The organism is Streptomyces sp. HUAS 15-9, from assembly GCF_025642155.1.
Classification (GTDB): Bacteria; Actinomycetota; Actinomycetes; order Streptomycetales; family Streptomycetaceae; genus Streptomyces.
The window spans coordinates 3552458-3570018 of record NZ_CP106798.1 but is presented as its reverse complement, the minus strand read 5'-3'; the positions used below and the strand labels follow the sequence as shown (position 1 = coordinate 3570018).

The 17561-nt window shown below is 69.6% G+C and carries 16 protein-coding genes; 9 read left to right on the top strand and 7 right to left on the bottom strand.

Going from position 1 to position 17561, the window contains the following annotated elements; all coding sequences use genetic code 11:
* The first annotated feature begins 69 nt into the window (after nt 1-69).
* Nucleotides 70-1341 carry a sensor histidine kinase gene (locus N8I87_RS16295; protein ID WP_263209506.1) on the top strand — a complete coding sequence of 424 codons (1272 nt, stop codon included), beginning with the start codon at nt 70-72 and terminating at the stop codon, nt 1339-1341.
* An 18-nt stretch (nt 1342-1359) separates the two neighbouring features.
* On the opposite strand, the gene N8I87_RS16290 is transcribed toward N8I87_RS16295, so the two are convergent.
* The gene (locus tag N8I87_RS16290; protein WP_263209504.1) at nt 1360-1863 is read right to left on the bottom strand and encodes a GtrA family protein; all 504 of its coding nucleotides are present in this window, start codon (nt 1861-1863) and stop codon (nt 1360-1362) included.
* A gap of 208 nt (nt 1864-2071) precedes the next feature.
* Here N8I87_RS16290 and N8I87_RS16285 point away from each other — a divergent pair, with 208 nt between their 5' ends.
* From N8I87_RS16285 to N8I87_RS16275, 3 genes are read left to right on the top strand one after another with little or no spacing between them, the layout of a single operon-like run.
* Nucleotides 2072-3211, top strand: coding sequence for a 5-(carboxyamino)imidazole ribonucleotide synthase (locus N8I87_RS16285; protein WP_263209502.1), 1140 nt, complete (start codon nt 2072-2074; stop codon nt 3209-3211).
* Nucleotides 3208-3735 carry a 5-(carboxyamino)imidazole ribonucleotide mutase gene (purE, locus tag N8I87_RS16280; protein WP_263209500.1) on the top strand — a complete coding sequence of 176 codons (528 nt, stop codon included), beginning with the start codon at nt 3208-3210 and terminating at the stop codon, nt 3733-3735. Before N8I87_RS16285 ends, purE begins: the two co-directional genes overlap by 4 nt.
* Before the next feature lie 5 nt (nt 3736-3740).
* Nucleotides 3741-4919, top strand: a complete 1179-nt coding sequence (locus tag N8I87_RS16275; protein WP_263209498.1) for a dipeptidase — start codon at nt 3741-3743, stop codon at nt 4917-4919.
* A 160-nt stretch (nt 4920-5079) separates the two neighbouring features.
* On the opposite strand, the gene N8I87_RS16265 is transcribed toward N8I87_RS16275, so the two are convergent.
* Nucleotides 5080-5439, bottom strand: coding sequence for a VOC family protein (locus N8I87_RS16265; RefSeq protein WP_263209496.1), 360 nt, complete (start codon nt 5437-5439; stop codon nt 5080-5082).
* Between the two features lie 141 nt (nt 5440-5580).
* Between N8I87_RS16265 and N8I87_RS16260 the strand changes: the two genes are divergently transcribed.
* Nucleotides 5581-6087, top strand: coding sequence for a CGNR zinc finger domain-containing protein (locus N8I87_RS16260; protein ID WP_263209495.1), 507 nt, complete (start codon nt 5581-5583; stop codon nt 6085-6087).
* A gap of 156 nt (nt 6088-6243) precedes the next feature.
* On the opposite strand, the gene N8I87_RS16255 is transcribed toward N8I87_RS16260, so the two are convergent.
* Nucleotides 6244-7587 carry a UDP-glucose dehydrogenase family protein gene (locus tag N8I87_RS16255; RefSeq protein ID WP_263209493.1) on the bottom strand — a complete coding sequence of 448 codons (1344 nt, stop codon included), beginning with the start codon at nt 7585-7587 and terminating at the stop codon, nt 6244-6246.
* A gap of 178 nt (nt 7588-7765) precedes the next feature.
* Between N8I87_RS16255 and N8I87_RS16250 the strand changes: the two genes are divergently transcribed.
* Nucleotides 7766-8923 (top strand): acyl-CoA dehydrogenase, encoded by a 1158-nt coding sequence (locus N8I87_RS16250; RefSeq protein ID WP_263209491.1) that lies wholly within the window; start codon nt 7766-7768, stop codon nt 8921-8923.
* Nucleotides 8924-9091: 168 nt separating this feature from the next.
* A complete protein-coding gene (locus tag N8I87_RS16245) occupies nt 9092-9454 on the top strand; it encodes a four-helix bundle copper-binding protein (protein WP_263209489.1) in 363 nt (120 codons plus the stop codon).
* A gap of 81 nt (nt 9455-9535) precedes the next feature.
* Here the strand turns inward: N8I87_RS16245 and N8I87_RS16240 are convergent, their stop codons facing one another.
* The gene (locus N8I87_RS16240; protein ID WP_263209487.1) at nt 9536-10816 is read right to left on the bottom strand and encodes an LCP family protein; all 1281 of its coding nucleotides are present in this window, start codon (nt 10814-10816) and stop codon (nt 9536-9538) included.
* A gap of 119 nt (nt 10817-10935) precedes the next feature.
* Here N8I87_RS16240 and N8I87_RS16235 point away from each other — a divergent pair, with 119 nt between their 5' ends.
* A complete protein-coding gene (locus N8I87_RS16235) occupies nt 10936-11493 on the top strand; it encodes an acyl-CoA thioesterase (protein WP_263209486.1) in 558 nt (185 codons plus the stop codon).
* Between the two features lie 18 nt (nt 11494-11511).
* Here N8I87_RS16235 and N8I87_RS16230 read toward each other — a convergent pair whose 3' ends face one another.
* Nucleotides 11512-12993: an LCP family protein gene (locus N8I87_RS16230; protein ID WP_263209485.1), complete on the bottom strand. Its 1482-nt coding sequence runs from the start codon at nt 12991-12993 to the stop codon at nt 11512-11514.
* Nucleotides 12994-13132: 139 nt separating this feature from the next.
* Here N8I87_RS16230 and N8I87_RS16225 point away from each other — a divergent pair, with 139 nt between their 5' ends.
* Nucleotides 13133-14161, top strand: a complete 1029-nt coding sequence (locus N8I87_RS16225; RefSeq protein WP_263209483.1) for a glycosyltransferase family 2 protein — start codon at nt 13133-13135, stop codon at nt 14159-14161.
* A gap of 41 nt (nt 14162-14202) precedes the next feature.
* On the opposite strand, the gene N8I87_RS16220 is transcribed toward N8I87_RS16225, so the two are convergent.
* Nucleotides 14203-15747, bottom strand: a complete 1545-nt coding sequence (locus tag N8I87_RS16220) for an LCP family protein (protein ID WP_263216502.1) — start codon at nt 15745-15747, stop codon at nt 14203-14205.
* A gap of 196 nt (nt 15748-15943) precedes the next feature.
* Nucleotides 15944-17545, bottom strand: coding sequence for an LCP family protein (locus tag N8I87_RS16215; RefSeq protein ID WP_263209481.1), 1602 nt, complete (start codon nt 17543-17545; stop codon nt 15944-15946).
* Nucleotides 17546-17561: the final 16 nt, after the last annotated feature.

The window sequence follows — 17561 nt, the reverse complement described above, 5'->3', positions numbered from 1 at the left end:
GTACCGAGCCCGGCTGCACAGATGCCCGAGGCACACTGGTCGTCGTAAAGCCACTGCCCGGAGGGCCCCGTGCGTCGTCGTCTCATTCAGTCCACCCTTGCCGTCGTCCTCGTGGTGATCGCGGTCTTCGGCGTGTCCCTGGTGATCGTCGAGACCCGGACCATCAGCAACAGCGCGCAGGAACGGGTGGACTCCGAGGCGGTGCGCCTGGCCAGCATCGTCGACAGCCGGATCCTCGGCGCGGAGAACGTCAACGCCGAGATCCTGCGCGACCAGGTCGCCAAGGAGCAGTACGCGGTGATCCGCCTGCCCGGGCACGCGCCGATCGAGGTGGGCACCAAGCCGCAGGGCGACGTCATCCACTCCACGCAGGCCGGCGAGGAGGGCGAGACGGTCACCGTGCAGGAGCCGCGCTCGTCGGTGACGCGCGAGGTGGGCCGTACGCTGCTGATCATCGGTGCGGTGGCGCTGCTCGCGGTGATCGCCGCGGTCCTGCTGGCCGTACGCCAGGCCAACCGTCTCACCTCCCCGCTGACCGACCTCGCGGAGACCGCCGAGCGCCTCGGCTCCGGTGACCCGCGTCCCCGGCACAAGCGGTACGGCGTGCCCGAGCTGGACCGGGTCGCCGATGTCCTCGACTCCTCAGCCGAGCGCATCGGCCGCATGCTGACGGCCGAGCGGCGGCTCGCGGCCGACGCCTCCCACCAGCTGCGTACGCCCCTCACGGCGCTGTCGATGCGGCTGGAGGAGATCACCCTCACCGACGATCCGGACACGGTGAAGGAGGAGGCGAACGTCGCGCTGACGCAGGTGGAGCGGCTGACGGACGTCGTGGAGCGGCTGCTGACGAACGCCCGCGACCCGCGGACCGGCTCCGCCGTCTCCTTCGACCTGGACGAGGTCATCCAGCAGCAGCTCGCCGAGTGGCGCCCCGCCTACCGCAGCGCGGGCCGCGCGATCGTCAGCTCCGGCAAGCGGCATCTGCGGGCCGTCGGCACTCCGGGCGCCGTCGCCCAGGTGCTGGCGGCGCTGATCGAGAACTCCCTCATGCACGGCGGCGGCACGGTCGCCCTGCGCACCCGGGTCACCGGCAACCAAGCCGTGGTCGAGGTCACCGACGAGGGCACCGGGGTGCCGGCCGACCTCGGCGCCCGTATCTTCGAGCGGACGATCAGCGGGCGGAACTCGACGGGGATCGGCCTCGCCGTCGCCCGCGACCTCGCGGAGGCGGACGGCGGCCGTCTGGAGCTGCTCCAGGCCCAGCCCCCGGTCTTCGGCCTGTTCCTGTCCCGTACGCCCCCGCTCAGGAAACACGACGAGGACCATCCGACGGTCCGATAGACAGGTCCCGCGGGAGGGCTACGGCACCCGCTGGGTGGCGCGGCGGGCGGCGGATCCCTCATCGAGGAACGACTCCGCGCTGGCCACGGCCTCACGGGCCGGAAGCGCCTTGAAGACCCAGCTCCGGTAGGACCAGAAGCGGAACAGCGTCGCGACGCCGATGCCGATGAACTTGAAGACGTTGCTCTGCAGCGGGCTGTCCCAGCCGAAGCCGTACGTCGCCGCGTACAGCACGCCGTTCTCGATCACCAGGCCGACCACGCTGAACAGCAGGAACAGCGTGAGTTCCTTGGTGCGCCCGCTCTTGTCACGGTCCCGGTACGTCCAGTAGCGGAAACCGATGTAGTTGAAGATGATCGCGACGACGGTCGCGATGACGCTCGCCCTGACGACCGGCAGGTCGGTGACGTGCCGTACCAGGTTGAACACACCGAGATTGACAAGAAGCCCCGCGCCTCCGACGGCGCCGAACTTGGCCACCTCGCGCACGAGTCGTTGCAGCCCCGAGGAACGATGTTCCATGGTCGTGCAGGCCCCCGTCCGTAGGATTCGGTCAACCCAGCCATGCTAACCGCCGCTCTCCGGGCTTTCCTGTGGACCGGCTCACGGGTCGGCCACAGATCGGAAAGAGCCGGGGAAAAGCAGGGCAAGAGGTGGCGAAACGCAGGGTAAGAAGCCTGTTCGAAGGCGTGCAATCCGGCCGCGTCGGCACGGCCGATACCCTGGGGGCGTGACGTTCCCGGTAGTCGGCATGGTCGGCGGGGGTCAGCTCGCTCGTATGACACACGAGGCGGGCATCCCGTTGGGCATCAGGTTCAAGCTCCTCAGTGACACCCCTCAGGATTCCGCGGCACAGGTCGTGAGCGATGTCGTCGTCGGCGACTACCGCGACCTGGAGACGCTGCGTGCGTTCGCGCAGGGATGCGATGTGATCACCTTTGATCACGAACATGTACCCACAGAGCATCTGCGGGCCCTGGAGGCGGACGGCATCCCCGTGCGCCCCGGCCCCGACGCGCTCGTGCACGCCCAGGACAAGGGTGTGATGCGCGCGAGGCTCGACGCGATCGGTGTGCCGTGCCCGCGGCACCGGATCGTGACGGATGCCGCGGACGTCGTCCGCTTCGCGGCCGAGGGCGACGGCTTCCCCGTCGTCCTCAAGACCGTCCGCGGCGGCTACGACGGCAAGGGCGTGTGGGTCGTGGAGTCGGCCGAGGAGGCCACCGACCCGTTCCGCGCCGGCGTCCCGGTCCTCGCCGAGGAGAAGGTCGACTACGTCCGCGAGCTCGCCGCCAACGTCGTACGGTCCCCGCACGGCCAGGCCGTCGCCTACCCGGTCGTCGAGTCCCAGCAGGTGAACGGCGTCTGCGACACCGTGATCGCGCCCGCCCCCGGCCTGGACGAGGCCCTCGCCGTGAAGGCCGAGGAGATGGCCCTGACCATCGCCAAGGAACTCGGCGTCGTCGGTCACCTCGCCGTCGAGCTGTTCGAGACCCGCGACGGCCGCGTCCTCGTCAACGAACTGGCGATGCGCCCGCACAACTCGGGCCACTGGACCCAGGACGGCGCGATCACCTCGCAGTTCGCCAACCACGTCCGCGCGGTCCTCGACCTGCCGCTGGGCGACCCGCGTCCGCGCGCCAGGTGGACGGTCATGGCGAACGTCCTCGGCGGCGACTACCCGGACATGTACTCCGCGTACCTGCACTGCATGGCCCGCGACCCCCAGCTCAAGATCCACATGTACGGCAAGGACGTGAAGCCCGGCCGTAAGGTCGGTCATGTCAACACCTACGGCGACGACCTGGACGAGGTGCTGGAGCGCGCCCGTCACGCTGCCGGCTACCTGAGAGGCACCATCACCGAATGAGCCCAGTTGTAGGCATCGTCATGGGGTCGGACTCCGACTGGCCCGTCATGGAGGCCGCCGCCCAGGCGCTCGACGAGTTCGAGATCGCGTACGAGGTCGACGTCGTCTCCGCGCACCGCATGCCGCGCGAGATGATCGCGTACGGCGAGCAGGCGGCGGAGCGCGGCCTGAAGGTGATCATCGCGGGCGCGGGCGGTGCCGCCCATCTGCCCGGCATGCTCGCCTCGGTCACCCCGCTGCCGGTCATCGGTGTCCCGGTCCCGCTGAAGTACCTCGACGGCATGGACTCCCTGATGTCGATCGTGCAGATGCCGGCCGGTGTCCCCGTCGCCACCGTCTCCGTGGGCGGCGCCCGCAACGCCGGTCTGCTCGCGGCCCGCATCCTCGCCACGCACGACGAGGAACTCCTCACCCGTATGAGGGAGTTCCAGCAGGAGCTGAACGACCAGGCGACCGAGAAGGGCAAGCGCCTGCGCGCCAAGGTCGAGGGCGTGAGCGGCTTCGGCTTCGGCTCGGGGAAGTGACGGCGATGGCTTCAGCGGAGGAAGCCCGGGCACTCCTGCGGGAGTTCCCCGTCGTCGACGGCCACAACGACCTGCCCTGGGCGCTGCGCGAACAGGTCCGCTACGACCTCGACGCCCGTGACATCGCCGCCCACCAGAAGGCCCACCTGCACACCGACATCCCGCGGCTGCGCGAGGGCGGGGTCGGGGCGCAGTACTGGTCGGTGTACGTCCGCTCGGACCTGCCCGACGCGGTCCCCGCGACGCTGGAACAGATCGACTGCGTACGGCAGTTGATCGCCCGCTACCCGGACGACCTGGCGCCCGCACTGACCGCCGCCGACATGGAGTCCGCGCGCGCTGAGGGCCGTATAGCGTCGCTCATGGGCGCGGAGGGCGGCCACTCGATCGCCAACTCGCTGGGCACGCTGCGCGGTCTTTACGGCCTCGGCGTCCGCTACATGACCCTCACCCACAACGACAACAACGCGTGGGCGGACTCGGCGACGGACACGCCGAACGTCGGCGGCCTGTCGTCCTTCGGCCGTGAGGTCGTGCGGGAGATGAACCGCCTCGGCATGCTCGTCGACCTCTCCCATGTGGCGGCGACGACGATGCGCGACGCGCTGGACACCTCCGTCGCCCCGGTGATCTTCTCCCACTCCTCGTCCCGTGCCGTCTGCGACCACCCGCGCAACATTCCGGACGACGTGCTGGAGCGGCTGCCGGTCAACGGCGGTGTCGCGATGGTGACGTTCGTACCGAAGTTCGTGCTCCAGGCGGCGGTCGACTGGACGGCCGCGGCGGACGAGAACATGCGTGCCCATGGCTTCCATCACCTCGCCACCACTGCCGAGGCGATGAAGGTGCACCGCGCCTTCGAGGAGAGCAACCCGCGTCCGGTCGCCACGGTGTCGACGGTCGCCGACCACCTCGACCACATGCGCGAGGTCGCCGGCATCGACCACCTCGGCATCGGTGGCGACTACGACGGCACGGCCTTCACACCGGACGGCCTCAGCGATGTCTCCGGCTACCCGAACCTGATCGCGGAACTCCTCGACCGCGGCTGGTCCAAGCCCGACCTCGCCAAGCTGACCTGGCAGAACGCGGTACGGGTCCTGAGCGCGGCGGAGGACGTGGCCCGCGACCTCCAGACCACGCGCGCACCGTCCAACGCGACCATCGCGGAACTGGACGGCTGATCGCCGAGGGGCGGGGGCCCGGACGCACCGGGCCGCCCCGCCCCGAACGACACCCCCCTAGGCAGAGCCAGGGTCGATCCAGGTGGACCCGGCGTCGAGGTCGAGATGGAACTGCTGCGAGTTCCGGTCGGCGCGCGGCCACTCGGGCGGGGTGTACCCGTCAGCTGCTGCACAGACAGAAGGGGTGCCCCGCCGGGTCCGCGTACACACGCCACGTGCGCGAGCGGTCCGCCGCGTCCAGCGGCTTCGCGCCCAGTTCCAGCACCCCCTTCTCCGCCGCGTCCAGATCCTCCACGACCAGGTCCAGATGGAACTGCTGCGAGACGTCGGGCGCAGGCCACTTCGGCGGTACGAACCCGGGCGACTCCTGGAACGCCAGCGCCTGCCCGCCGGGCACCTTGAGGTCCACCCACTCCCCCTGGTCCTCGACGGTGCCGCCGAGCACCCCGGCGTAGAAACCGGCGAGCGCGCGTGGGTCGGGACAGTCCAGGACGACGACGCCCAGCTTGGCGAGAGCCATGACTTCCTCCTCGAAGCGAGTGACCAGGGAAAGCGGATCACCTGAGTTACCTGTAGAAGCGGGTAACCAGTAACCGTTACCTCATGCTCCCGCATCGGAGGTAACGTCGCAAGGGAATTCGTGAGAGGTAGCGTCACGGCCATGAGTGAGAGATCGCCCGCCCCCGGGAGCCTGGCCCTGGTCGAGTCCCTGGTGAACACGCTCGACCTCGAAACCGGCGGCGACTCGCTCGACACGCCGGAGGGCCGGGCCCGCTTCGGGCTCACGCGGGACGAGCTGCCCGACGCGCGCGCACTGCGCGAGTCACTGCGCGCGACACTGCTCGCCCACGCCGGACATCCGCCGCACCGCGAGGTCAGCCCGCTGAGCGAGCTGCTGACTCAAGCCCCGCTGTATGTGGCGGTCGACGAGCGGGACGGCTCCGCGACCCTCGCCCCCGCCGACGGCGCCCCGCTGCTGTCCCGGGTCGCCGCGGCCGTCGCCGAGGCGCTGGTGGCGGGCACCTGGAACCGGCTGAAGGCCTGCGAGGCCGTGACCTGTCACTGGGCGTACTACGACCGCAGTCCGGCCGGCCGCGGCCGCTGGTGCTCGATGCAGGTGTGCGGGGCACGCGCGAAGATGCGCCGCTACCGCGCCAAGGAGCAGTAGCCGAAGGCGCGGTACCCACAGGGCGCATGGCCGAAGGAGCGGTAACCCACAGGTGGTTCGTCGGCCATCCGGTGGCCCCGTGGTGCAGAATGCAACAGGACGCCGGTTCGGCCGACTGAGCCTCGGCCGAACCGGCGTCACCCTGCCGCCGGGATATCAGGCGGTCGGACGCCCCATCGCCCGGTACGTCCATCCGGCCCGCCGCCAGTGCTCCGGGTCGAGGGTGTTGCGCCCGTCGAGGATCACCCGGCCCGCCGCGACCTCGCCCAGCGCCGCCGGGTCCAGCTCACGGAACTCCCGCCACTCCGTGAGGTGCAGCACGACGTCGGCACCCCGGACGGCGGTGAGCGCGGAGTCGGCGTACCCCAGCGTCGGGAAGACGCGGCGGGCGTTGTCCATGCCCTTCGGGTCGTACACCGTGACCTGGCCGCCCTGCAGATGGATCTGGCCCGCCACATTGAGCGCGGGCGAGTCCCGGACGTCGTCCGAGTCGGGCTTGAAGGTGGCGCCGAGGACCGCGACCCGCTTGCCGAGGAAGGAACCCCCGCCGAGCGCCTCCCGGGCCATCTCCACCATCTGCCCGCGCCGGCGCATGTTGATGGAGTCGATCTCCCGCAGGAAGGTCAGCGCCTGGTCCGCGCCCAGCTCACCGGCGCGCGCCATGAACGCCCGGATGTCCTTCGGCAGACAGCCGCCGCCGAACCCGATCCCGGCGCGCAGGAACTTCTTGCCGATCCGGTCGTCGTACCCGATGGCCTCCGCCAGCTTGGCGACGTCGCCGCCGGCCGCCTCGCACACCTCCGCCATGGCGTTGATGAAGGAGATCTTCGTGGCCAGAAAGGAGTTCGCGGAGGTCTTCACCAGCTCGGCGGTCGGGAAGTCGGTCACCACGAACGGCGTGCCCTCGCTCATCGGGGTGGCGTACACCTCGCGCAGCAGCTTCTCGGCCCGCTCGCTGCGCACGCCCACCACGATCCGGTCGGGGTGCAGGGTGTCCTCGACGGCGAAGCCCTCTCGCAGGAACTCCGGGTTCCAGGCCAGCTCGGCGTCGGCACCGGCGGGCGCGTGCTCCTCCAGGTAGGCGGCGAGCCGGTTCGCGGAGCCGACGGGCACGGTGGACTTTCCGACCACGAGCGCGGGGCCGGTCAGATGGGGGGCGAGGGAGGCGATGGCGGCGTCGACGTACGACATGTCCGCCGCGTACTCGCCGTGCTTCTGCGGGGTGTTCACACACACGAAGTGGACATCGCCGAACTCGGCCACCTCGGCCCAGTCCATGGTGAACCGGAGTCTCCCGGAGGAACCCTCGATACCGGCGACATGCCTGCGCAGCAGCTCGTCGAGCCCCGGCTCGTACATCGGGGTCTCGCCGCGCTCCAGCATCGCGATCTTCTCGGGTACGACGTCCAGTCCCAGTACCTCGAAACCGAGCTCGGCCATGGCCGCGGCGTGCGTGGCGCCGAGGTAGCCGGTGCCGATCACGGTGATCTTCAGGCTCATGGAGTGCTCCAGATCGGGTACGTCTCAGTGCGGAGCCGAGCATAGTCGGGCCGCCCACCGGGCATTTTCCCGGCTGTCGCCAAGGTCACGTAGGCGGGCCGCGGGAGGCCCTTTAAAATTTGAGTTACTTAACGGTAATTAGCGTCAGTATCACTGCGTCTTTGGAGCGTGAGAGACCGTGGCCGGATCGGCTGACTTCGACCTGTACCGCCCGTCCGAGGAGCACGACATGCTCCGCGACGCCGTCCGTTCGCTGGTCGAGGCTAAGATCGCGCCGTTCGCCGCCGCGGTCGACGAGGAGGCACGCTTCCCGCAGGAGGCACTGGACGCCCTGGTCGCGGGCGACCTGCACGCCGTGCACGTACCCGAGGAGTACGGCGGTGCGGGCGCGGACGCCCTGGCCACCGTGATCGTGATCGAGGAGGTGGCACGCGCCTGCGTCTCCTCCTCCCTCATCCCCGCGGTGAACAAACTGGGTTCTCTCCCGGTGATCCTCTCCGGGTCCGAGGACCTGAAGAAGAAGTACCTGTCGCCGCTGGCCAAGGGCGACGGGATGTTCTCGTACTGCCTCTCCGAGCCGGAGGCGGGCTCGGACGCGGGCGGCATGACGACGAAGGCGGTCCGCGACGGCGACCACTACGTCCTCAACGGCGTCAAGCGCTGGATCACCAACGCCGGCGTCTCCGAGTACTACACCGTCATGGCGGTGACCGACCCGTCCAAGCGCACCAAGGGCATCTCGGCCTTCGTCGTCGAGAAGTCGGACGAGGGCGTCTCCTTCGGCGCGCCGGAGAAGAAGCTCGGCATCAAGGGCTCGCCGACCCGCGAGGTCTACTTCGACAACGTCCGCATCCCCGCCGACCGCATCATCGGCGAGGAGGGCACCGGCTTCGCCACCGCGATGAAGACCCTGGACCACACCCGCATCACGATCGCCGCCCAGGCGCTCGGCGTGGCGCAGGGCGCCTTCGACTACGCCAAGGGCTATGTCCAGGAGCGCAAGCAGTTCGGCAAGCCGATCGCCGACTTCCAGGGCATCCAGTTCATGCTCGCCGACATGGCCATGAAGATCGAGGCCGCCCGCCAGCTGACCTACGCGGCCGCGGCCAAGTCCGAGCGCGGCGACCGCGACCTCACCTTCCAGGGCGCGGCCGCCAAGTGCTTCGCCTCGGACGTGGCGATGGAGGTCACCACGGACGCGGTCCAGCTCCTCGGCGGCTACGGCTACACGCGGGACTACCCGGTGGAGCGGATGATGCGCGACGCCAAGATCACGCAGATTTATGAGGGCACGAACCAAGTTCAGCGGATCGTGATGGCAAGGAACCTGCCGTAGGCGGCAGTTGCAGGAGTTCGAGGAAGGCGCCCCGCGGGGCGCCTTCCGCTCGTCGGGCGCGGGGAGCCGTCGCGGGAGCCGTCGTACGAATGGCACTACCCGGCGGTCGGGCGTAGGACGGAAGCACGCGGGGCCCGCCCAGGGCCCCTCTCCCTCTCAGGAGGAGCCATGACCCAGCCCGGAACCATGAGCGCCATGAGCAAGGAGATGCAGGACTGCGTCGAGGCCTGCATGTCCTGCCACGCCACGTGCGAGGAGACGATGAGCTCCTGCATGCAGATGGGTGGGCAGGCCCAGATGCAGATCATGCGCGCGCTCATGGACTGCTCCGAGACGACCCGTATGTGCGCGGACATGATGATGCGCCGCTCGCCCATGTCCGCCGAGATGTGCGCGATGTGTGCCAAGGCGTGCGACATGTGCGCCGAGGCGTGTATGTCGATGCCCGACGACCCGCAGATGATGCGTTGCGCGGAGGCGTGTCGTCGCTGTGCCGAGACGTGCCGCACGATGGCGGGCGCGCGCATGTGACCGCGTCGCGGTCCTTCCGGAACACCGATGGGGAAGGGCGCCCGGCCCTTCCCCATGTGGCGATCTCGTGGCCGGTACGGCTCAGTTGCCGGAGACGGTGACCGGGTCGTCGTTCTTCAGTTCGTCCACCAGGGTCTTGACCTTCGCCTTGTCCCAGACGAGGTTGCCGCCCGAGGAGCCGGAGACCGGCATGTTCATCGACTTGCCGGCACCGCCGCTGACGCCCTTCATCGCCCAGAACATGGAGGCCAGGTCCCACAGGCTCATGTCCTTGTCCACCGTGAGGGAGTCGAGGCCCGCGCCCATGGTCGGATAGAACTTGAAGGGGTTCAGGACCGTCGACGGCGTGGCCACCTGGTGGGCCAGGGCCGACAGGAACTTCTGCTGGTTCTTGGTGCGCTGCAGGTCACTGGCCGCGAAGGCGTGCCTGGTGCGCACGAAGGCCAGCGCCTCCTCGCCGTTCAGCGTCTGCTTGCCGGCCTTGAAGTCCGCGCCCGAGTACTTGTCCTTGAAGCCCTTGTCGATGTCGATCTCGACCCCGCCGACGGCGTCGACTATGTTCGCGAAGCCGGCGAAGCCGATCTCCACGTAGTGGTCGATGTGCAGACCGGTGTTGTACTCGATCGTGCGCACGAGAAGCGTCGGGCCGTCGAAGGCGTACGCCGCGTTCAGCTTGTTCGTACCGAGCGGGCCCTTGATCTTGCCGGACTCCGAGCCCTGGAACTTCGGGATCGTGACGTTGGAGTCACGCGGCAGCGAGATCAGCGTGTCGCCGTTGTCGCCGACGTGCAGGATCATCATCGAGTCGGTGCGCTGGCCCTCGGCGGAGCCGGTGTGCAGCTTCTTCTTGTCCGCGGCCGACATGCCCTTGCGGCTGTCGGAGCCGACGATGAGGTAGTTGGTGCCCTCGCCCGTCTCCGGGCGGTCGATGACCTTCGACAGGTCGACGTCGCGGTGGAGCTTGGAGTCGGCCCAGAAGTAGGTCGCCACGGATGTGACGACCAGCACAGTGGTGAGGGTGATCGCCGTCCACTTGAGGCGCTTGCGCCAGTTCGGCCGGGGCCGGTACTGACCGACGTCCGGGTCCATGTCGTTGTCGTTGGGGACGAAGCCGCCGCCACCGCCGCCGTACACCTGGCCGGTGTTGTAGCCGCTGTCGTAGCCGTCGTCGTACCCCTGGCCGTCGACGTACGACGGCTGCTGCGGGACACCGGCGCCGTACCCGCCCTGCCCGGGCGGGGCCGCCGGGCCGCGCCGGACCTGGCGCATCACGCGGGCGCCCTCGGGGTGCGCGCTGGCGCTACCGCGTCCGTACCGGTTGCCGCGGTTTTCGTCGGACCATGCCTCGGGCCAATCGTTCATGCGCCCCAGTGTGCAGGGCGGGGCCGTGTCCCTTACAAGGGTCATCGGAAAATCAGGGCAGTGCTGTTGCGAAGCTGACACAAATTCCCCGAATGTCACTTCGGCATAAGGTGGGGGTCATGACAGACCAGGTTTCCCCCGTGGACGCGGACGGAATGGACATACCGGGCAAGGCCACCTCGGCGTCCCGTACCACCCTCAGCCACATCATGACCCACAACGACACCAACCTGCTGGGCACGGTGCACGGTGGCGTGATCATGAAGTTGGTGGACGACGCGGCGGGCGCCGTGGCCGGGCGCCACTCCGGCGGTCCCGCCGTCACCGCGTCCATGGACGAGATGGCGTTCCTGGAGCCGGTGAGCGTCGGCGATCTGGTCCATGTGAAGGCACAGGTCAACTGGACCGGCCGGACCTCGATGGAGGTCGGCGTACGGGTCCTCGCGGAACGCTGGAACGAGTCGGCCCCGCCCACCCAGGTCGGCTCCGCGTATCTGGTCTTCGCGGCGGTCGACGCGGACGGCAAGCCCCGCCGGGTCCCCCCGGTCCTCCCGGAGACCGAACGCGACAAGCGCCGCTACCAGGAGGCCCAGATCCGCCGCACCCACCGCCTGGCCCGCCGCAAGGAGATCAAGGAACTGCGCGAGAAGCGCGCGGCGCAGGGGTACGAGGACTGACCGGCCCGCACATCGCCACTACGCCCCGCACACCACCTCGTCCCCCCGTACCGCCTGGGACTCCTCCTCGGGCGGGTCCTCCGGCTTCACCTTGCGTACGTCCTTGAAGTCGGACCCGGCGATCACCTTCAGGAGCGGCCCCCGCCCGGGTTCCGGCCGCAGCTCGCTGCCCGGGAGCGCCGCCGCCAGGGATCTGGCCGAGCGGTCCCAGCGGGGGTCGTAGACGATCACCGTCCGTCGTACGGAGTGCTCCCTCGAGGTCGCGGGCCGGTGGGTGGTGGCGAAGCCGGTCGCGGCCAGGGCCGTGTCGACGCGCTTGGCCAGACCGGCGGTACCGGTGCCGTTCTCCACCTGCACACGGATCTGCTGCGGGGCCACGTCCACCGTCTCGGCCCGGATGCCCGGCGGACGGTTCACGGCCAGCGGCTTGTCGTCGCGCAGGGACCGGAACAGCTGGTCCGCCTTGGGCTGGTCCCACTTCAGGGTCGAGCCGATGCCCGGTACGACGTATCCCAGCCGGCCGATCGGGACCGTCATGAACTCGGAGGACGACGGGGAGAAGTTCCGCATCGCACGGCCGAGGTCCAGCAGCTCGTCGGTGCCGAAGCCCTGGTCCGCCCGCACCGACCCCAGCATGGCCCGTGTCACGTCACGGAACTTCAGCGGGTTCAGCAGCACCCCGGACGAGGTCGCCCGCTCGATCAGCGCCGCCAGGAACCGCTGCTGGCGCTTCATCCGGCCCAGGTCGCTCGCCCCGTCGATGTGCCGCGAGCGGACGTACTGCAGGGCCTGTCCGCCCATCAGCGTGTGGGTGCCGGCCGCGAGGTCGAGGCCGGTGTAGGAGTCCTTGAGCGGCTTCGTCGTACAGATCTTGACCCCGCCGAGGACGTCCACGGTCTTCATGAAGGTGGTGAAGTCGACCTCCAGATAGTGGTCGATCTTCACATGGGTCATGTTCTCGACCGTGCGCACGGTCAGCTGCGGCCCGCCCTCCGCGTACGCCGCGTTGATCCTGATCGGGTGGGGGCCGTGGCGGGCGCCGGTGGTCTCGTCGACGTGCTCGGGCAGCTCGGCGTACGAGTCGCGGGGCAGGCTCACCACGCTGGCCCGCTCCCGGTCCTCCGAGATGTGCACGATCATGATCGTGTCGGTGCAGTGGCACGGCGCCCCGCCGAGCCGGTACTTCCGCCGCTCCTGCTCGGTGACCCTGTCGCGGCCGTCCGTGCCCACCAGCAGCACGTTCATGCCGTGCCCCGCCTGCGGGCGGTTCTTCATGTCCCGGAACGGGTCGACCCGGGCGATGTCCGCGTCGAGGCTGGTGACCACCGCGTGCCCGATCCCGGCGGACGCGAGCACCACCACGGACAGGGTCGTCACCGCCCGCATGGCCCAGCGCGGCCGCTTCCGCCGTACGGGCCGCACCGGCGCACGCGCGGGCCGGGGTGGCGGCTGTGGACGGCGCTGCGGCCGTGCCGGGGAGCGTGGCGGCGTGGCGGGCATGGGGAAACCTCCGCTCGGGCCGTGGCCCCGGGGCCGTACGTGGGATCCTGAGCACCGTAGGCCCATACGATCTCCGGCCCGAGGCAGTGGACCGGTGGCGCGCAACGGTGTCCCCCGTTCGCGGTAACGTGAGCCCCCTATGAACGCCAAGCCCGACGTGCGGCTCCCCGCAGTTTCTGTGATCATGCCCGTCCTCAATGAGGAGCGGCATCTGCGCGGGGCCGTCCAAGCGATCCTCGCGCAGGAGTACGCCGGCGAGATGGAGGTCGTGATCGCCCTCGGTCCGTCCACGGACCGCACGGACGAGATCGCCGCCGAGCTCGTTCGTGAAGACCCGCGCGTGCACACCGTTCCGAACCCGACAGGCCGTACGCCCGCCGCACTCAACGCGGCCATCAAGGCATCCAGCCACCCGATCGTGGTACGTGTCGACGGCCACGGCATCCTCTCGCCGAACTACATCGCCACCGCCGTACGACTCCTGGAGGAGACCGGCGCGCAGAACGTCGGCGGCATCATGCACGCCGAGGGCGAGAACGACTGGGAGCACGCGGTCGCGGCCGCGATGACCTCGAAGATCGGCGTCGGCAACGCGGCCTTCCACACCGGTGGCGAGGCGGGCCCGGCCGAGACCGTCTACCTCGGCGTCTTCCGGCGCGAGGCCCTCGAGCGGCAGGGCGGCTACAACGAGGAGTTCGTCCGCGCCCAGGACTGGGAGCTGAACTTCCGCATCCGTGAGGCCGGCGGGCTGATCTGGTTCTCGCCGGAGCTGAGGGTGTCGTACCGGCCGCGCCCCAGCGTGAAGGCGCTGGCCAAGCAGTACAAGGACTACGGCCGCTGGCGGCATGTCGTCGCCCGCTACCACGAGGGCTCCATCAACCTGCGCTACCTCGCCCCGCCGACCGCCGTGTGCGCGATCGCGGCGGGCATCGTGGTCGGCGCTGTCCTGACCCCGCTGGGCTTCGTGATCCCCGGCGGCTATCTCGCGGCGATCGTCGCGGGGTCGGTCCCGGCGGGCAAGGGGCTGCCACTGAAGGCCCGGCTGCAGATCCCCGTGGCCCTCGCCACCATGCACATGTCGTGGGGCTGGGGCTTCCTGACCAGCCCGAAGGCGCTGGCGAAGCGGGTCATCGCGTCCCGCCGTCCGGCGGTGCTCGCCGCCGACTGAGCACCGTCGACCGAGCGTCGCCGTACCTGCTCCAGCCCGGACTACCAGGTGTAGTCCGGGTCGACGTGCATGCACGCCGTGGTGTCCGCGCCGTTGAGGGCGTCGGCCGACTCCGGTGTCCTGTCGTCGTCCTGTGTCGCTGTGTACTTGGTGCCCGAGCGCCAGTCCGCGCCCACCACCAGCGTGACTCCGGACACGTCCGTCGACTTCTTCACCTGACCGGCCGGGATGCCGAGGGCCTTGGCGACCCGCTGGGCGTCGCCCTCCAGGTCGGCGCTCGGGTAGCGGACGACCGTCTCGTCCTCGCCGAGCAGCGTGGAGGTGTCCGCGACCGCCTGGTCGAAGCCCTTGCCGACGAGCAGCTGGGCGATCGTGCCCGCCCGGCTGGTGACCGCGGCCTCGGTGGCGCTCCGCGTGCCGTTCCGCACCTGCACCGCGATCTTGTCGTCCGCCGCGGCGGGGTCGGTGGACGTCTCGGTCTTGGTGCTCTTCCTCTTGTCCTTGCCGTCCAGCGCGATGTCCTCGCGGACCAGCCGGAACAGCTTTGCCGCGTCGGTAGGTTTGGGCAGCACCCGGTTGCCGTCCGAGGAGTACACCCACGGCATCGTCGTCATGGTGATGCGCCGGGTGGGGACCTTCTTCAGCTCGGTGCTCAGGTCGTAGAGCTGCGTCACCGTCCCGAGGCCGGTGTCCACCGTCAGCGCCCTGGTGGCCGTCTCGGCCAGGTCGCGCAGCTTGCCGGGGTTGCTGAGCGTGGCGTTGGCGCGCAGCTGGCGGACCATCGAGTTCATGTACATGTGCTGGGCCTTGGTCCGGGTGATGTCGCTGCCGTCCTCGAAGCCGTACCGCGTGCGCAGCCACTGCAGGGCCTGCTTGCCCTTGATGGAGGTGGTGCCTTTCTTCAGCTTCAGGCCCGAGCCGTGGCCGGAGGAGGTGTGCGAGTAGATGTCGGCGTCGACGCACACCGGGACACCGCCGATCGCGTCCGCCATGGACACCACACCCGCGAAGTCGACCATCATGAAGTGGTCGATGTGGATGTCGGTCAGCTTCTCCCAGGTCGCCACCGTGCAGCCGGGCCCGCCGCGGCCCAGGGAGTCGTTCGTCATGGCCAGTGAGGTGCTCGCCGCGTACACCTTGCCGGTGTCCGGGTCCGTGCACTTGGGCACCTGCAGCAGTGTGTCGCGCGGCATGCTGATCACCGACATGTTGGTGCGGTCCGCCGAGACATGGACCAGCATCTGGACGTCGGCGCGCGGCGCGGTGTTGAAGGTGTCCTTGGCGCCGCCGAGTTTCTGGTTCTCCGTGGTGTTCCGCGCGTCGGAGCCTATGAGCAGGATGTTCAGCGGCTTCTGGCCCGCCGCGTTCGCCTTGGACTCGGCCGCACGGTCCTTGGCGTCGCCGATGTTGAGCGCGTCCTTCTTTATGTTGGCGTTGAGGTGCTGGTAGTAGAGGTATCCGGCGCATGCCGTGCCGGATATCACCACCGCCAGGACCACCGCCGTCCAGCGCAGCACACGCCGTCCGCGCGGCCTGCGGGCACCGTTGCCACCCGGCACGTCCTGGTCCGGCGGTGCGAGGGACATCGCGTCGTCGACCCCCTCGACCGCCTCGACCGGGGGCACCTCCCCGCGCACACCGCTCCGCACCACTGCCCGCCCTCCCACCCGCTCCTGCCACCGGCGCCGGGCCTCAGCACCCGAGCACGCCGCATTGTTCTGCAGACATGTATGAGTCACCTGCGCGCACGAAGACCGCACCGGGTGAGCTACGCGGACGGCACTACCACTGGTAGACCTTGTAGACGTCCATGCACTGCTTGGTGTCCGAGCCGTTGATGGCGTCGGAGTTGCTGGGCAGGTCGCCGGCCTTCGGCGAGGACTGCTTCGGGTACGCCGAGCCCGTACGCCAGTCGGCGCCGACGACGACGGTGACACCCGACACGGCGGTCGACTTCTTCACCGCGCTCAGCGGGATCCCCAGCGACTTGGCGACGGCCTGGGCGTCACCCTCCAGATCCGCGCTCGGGTACTGCACGACCGTCTTGTCCGCGGACAGAGTCGCCGTCGTGTCCGCCGCGGCCCTGGTGAAGCCCTTGCCCGCGAGCACCTGGGCGATCGCGCTCGCCCGCTGCCCGACCGGCAGCTCGGTGGAGGTGCGGGTGGCGTTCTGCACCTGCACGCCGAGGCTGCCCGGGTCGACCGAGGGAGTCTTGGTGGGCGTGCTCGTGCCGGTCTTCTTCTTCGCGCCCGACGCCTTGCCGTTCTTGTCGAGCGGCACGTCGTCACGGAGCATCTGCCACACCTTGTCGGCGTTGGTGGCGTCCGGCACGACGTGGTCGGCGTTCTGCGGGTCCGTGACGTTCGGCATCGTCACCGAGGTGATGCGGTCCGTCGGCACCGACTTGAGCTCCATGCCCAGGTCGTACAGCTTCTTGACCGTGCCGATCTCCTCGGAGACCTGGAGGGACTTCGTGGCCGCCTCGGCCAGGTCCGTCAGCCGCCCGGTGTCGGTGAAGACGTTCTGGTTCTTCAGCGTGCGGATCATCGAGTTCAGGTACATGTGCTGGGCCCTGGCCCGCATGAGGTCACTGCCCCAGGCGTGCCGGGTGCGCAGCCACTGCAGGGCCTGCTTGCCCTTGACCTTGTGCGAGCCCGCCGTCAGCTTCAGGCCGGAGCCTCCCGGCACCGAGGCCGTCGGGTGGTCCCACACGTTCTGCTTCACACAGACGTCGACGCCGCCGATGGCGTCGGCCATCCGCACCACACCCGCGAAGTCGATCGTCATCCAGTGGTCGATGTAGACCCCGGTGAGGTTCTCCCAGGTGGCCAGCGTGCAGCCGGCGCCGCCACGGGCCAGCGACTCGTTGATGATGCCGTTGGTCGCCGGGTACGTCTTGCCGGTGGCGGGGTCCGTGCACTTGGGGATGTCGACCCGGGTGTCCCGCGGGATGCTGACCATCGCGGCGCTCTTGCGGTCGGCGGACAGGTGGATGAGCATCTGCACGTCGCCGAGCGGCGGATTGCCACGGCTGTCCTTGCTGCCGCCGAGCTTCACGTTCTCGTCGGAGTTACGGCTGTCGGAGCCGATCAGCAGGATGTTCAGCGGAGTCTGGCCGGCCGCGTTGGGCTCGGTCCTCTTCGCCTTGGAGTCGCCGCTGCTGCGCTGGCCCTTGCGGATGTTGCCGTTGAGGTGCTCGTAGTACAGGTAGCCGGCGCCGGCCGTGCCGAGTATCACCACCGCGAGGACCGTGGCCGACCAGCGCAGCACGCGCCGTCTGCGGCGCGGCGGGCCGCCGTCCGGACCGCCGCCGCGGCGCCCTCCGCCGTGCCGTCCGCCCCCGTCCGCGCTCGGCTCTCTCGGCTCCCTCGGTGTGAGCGACATGGTGTCTTCCACCGCA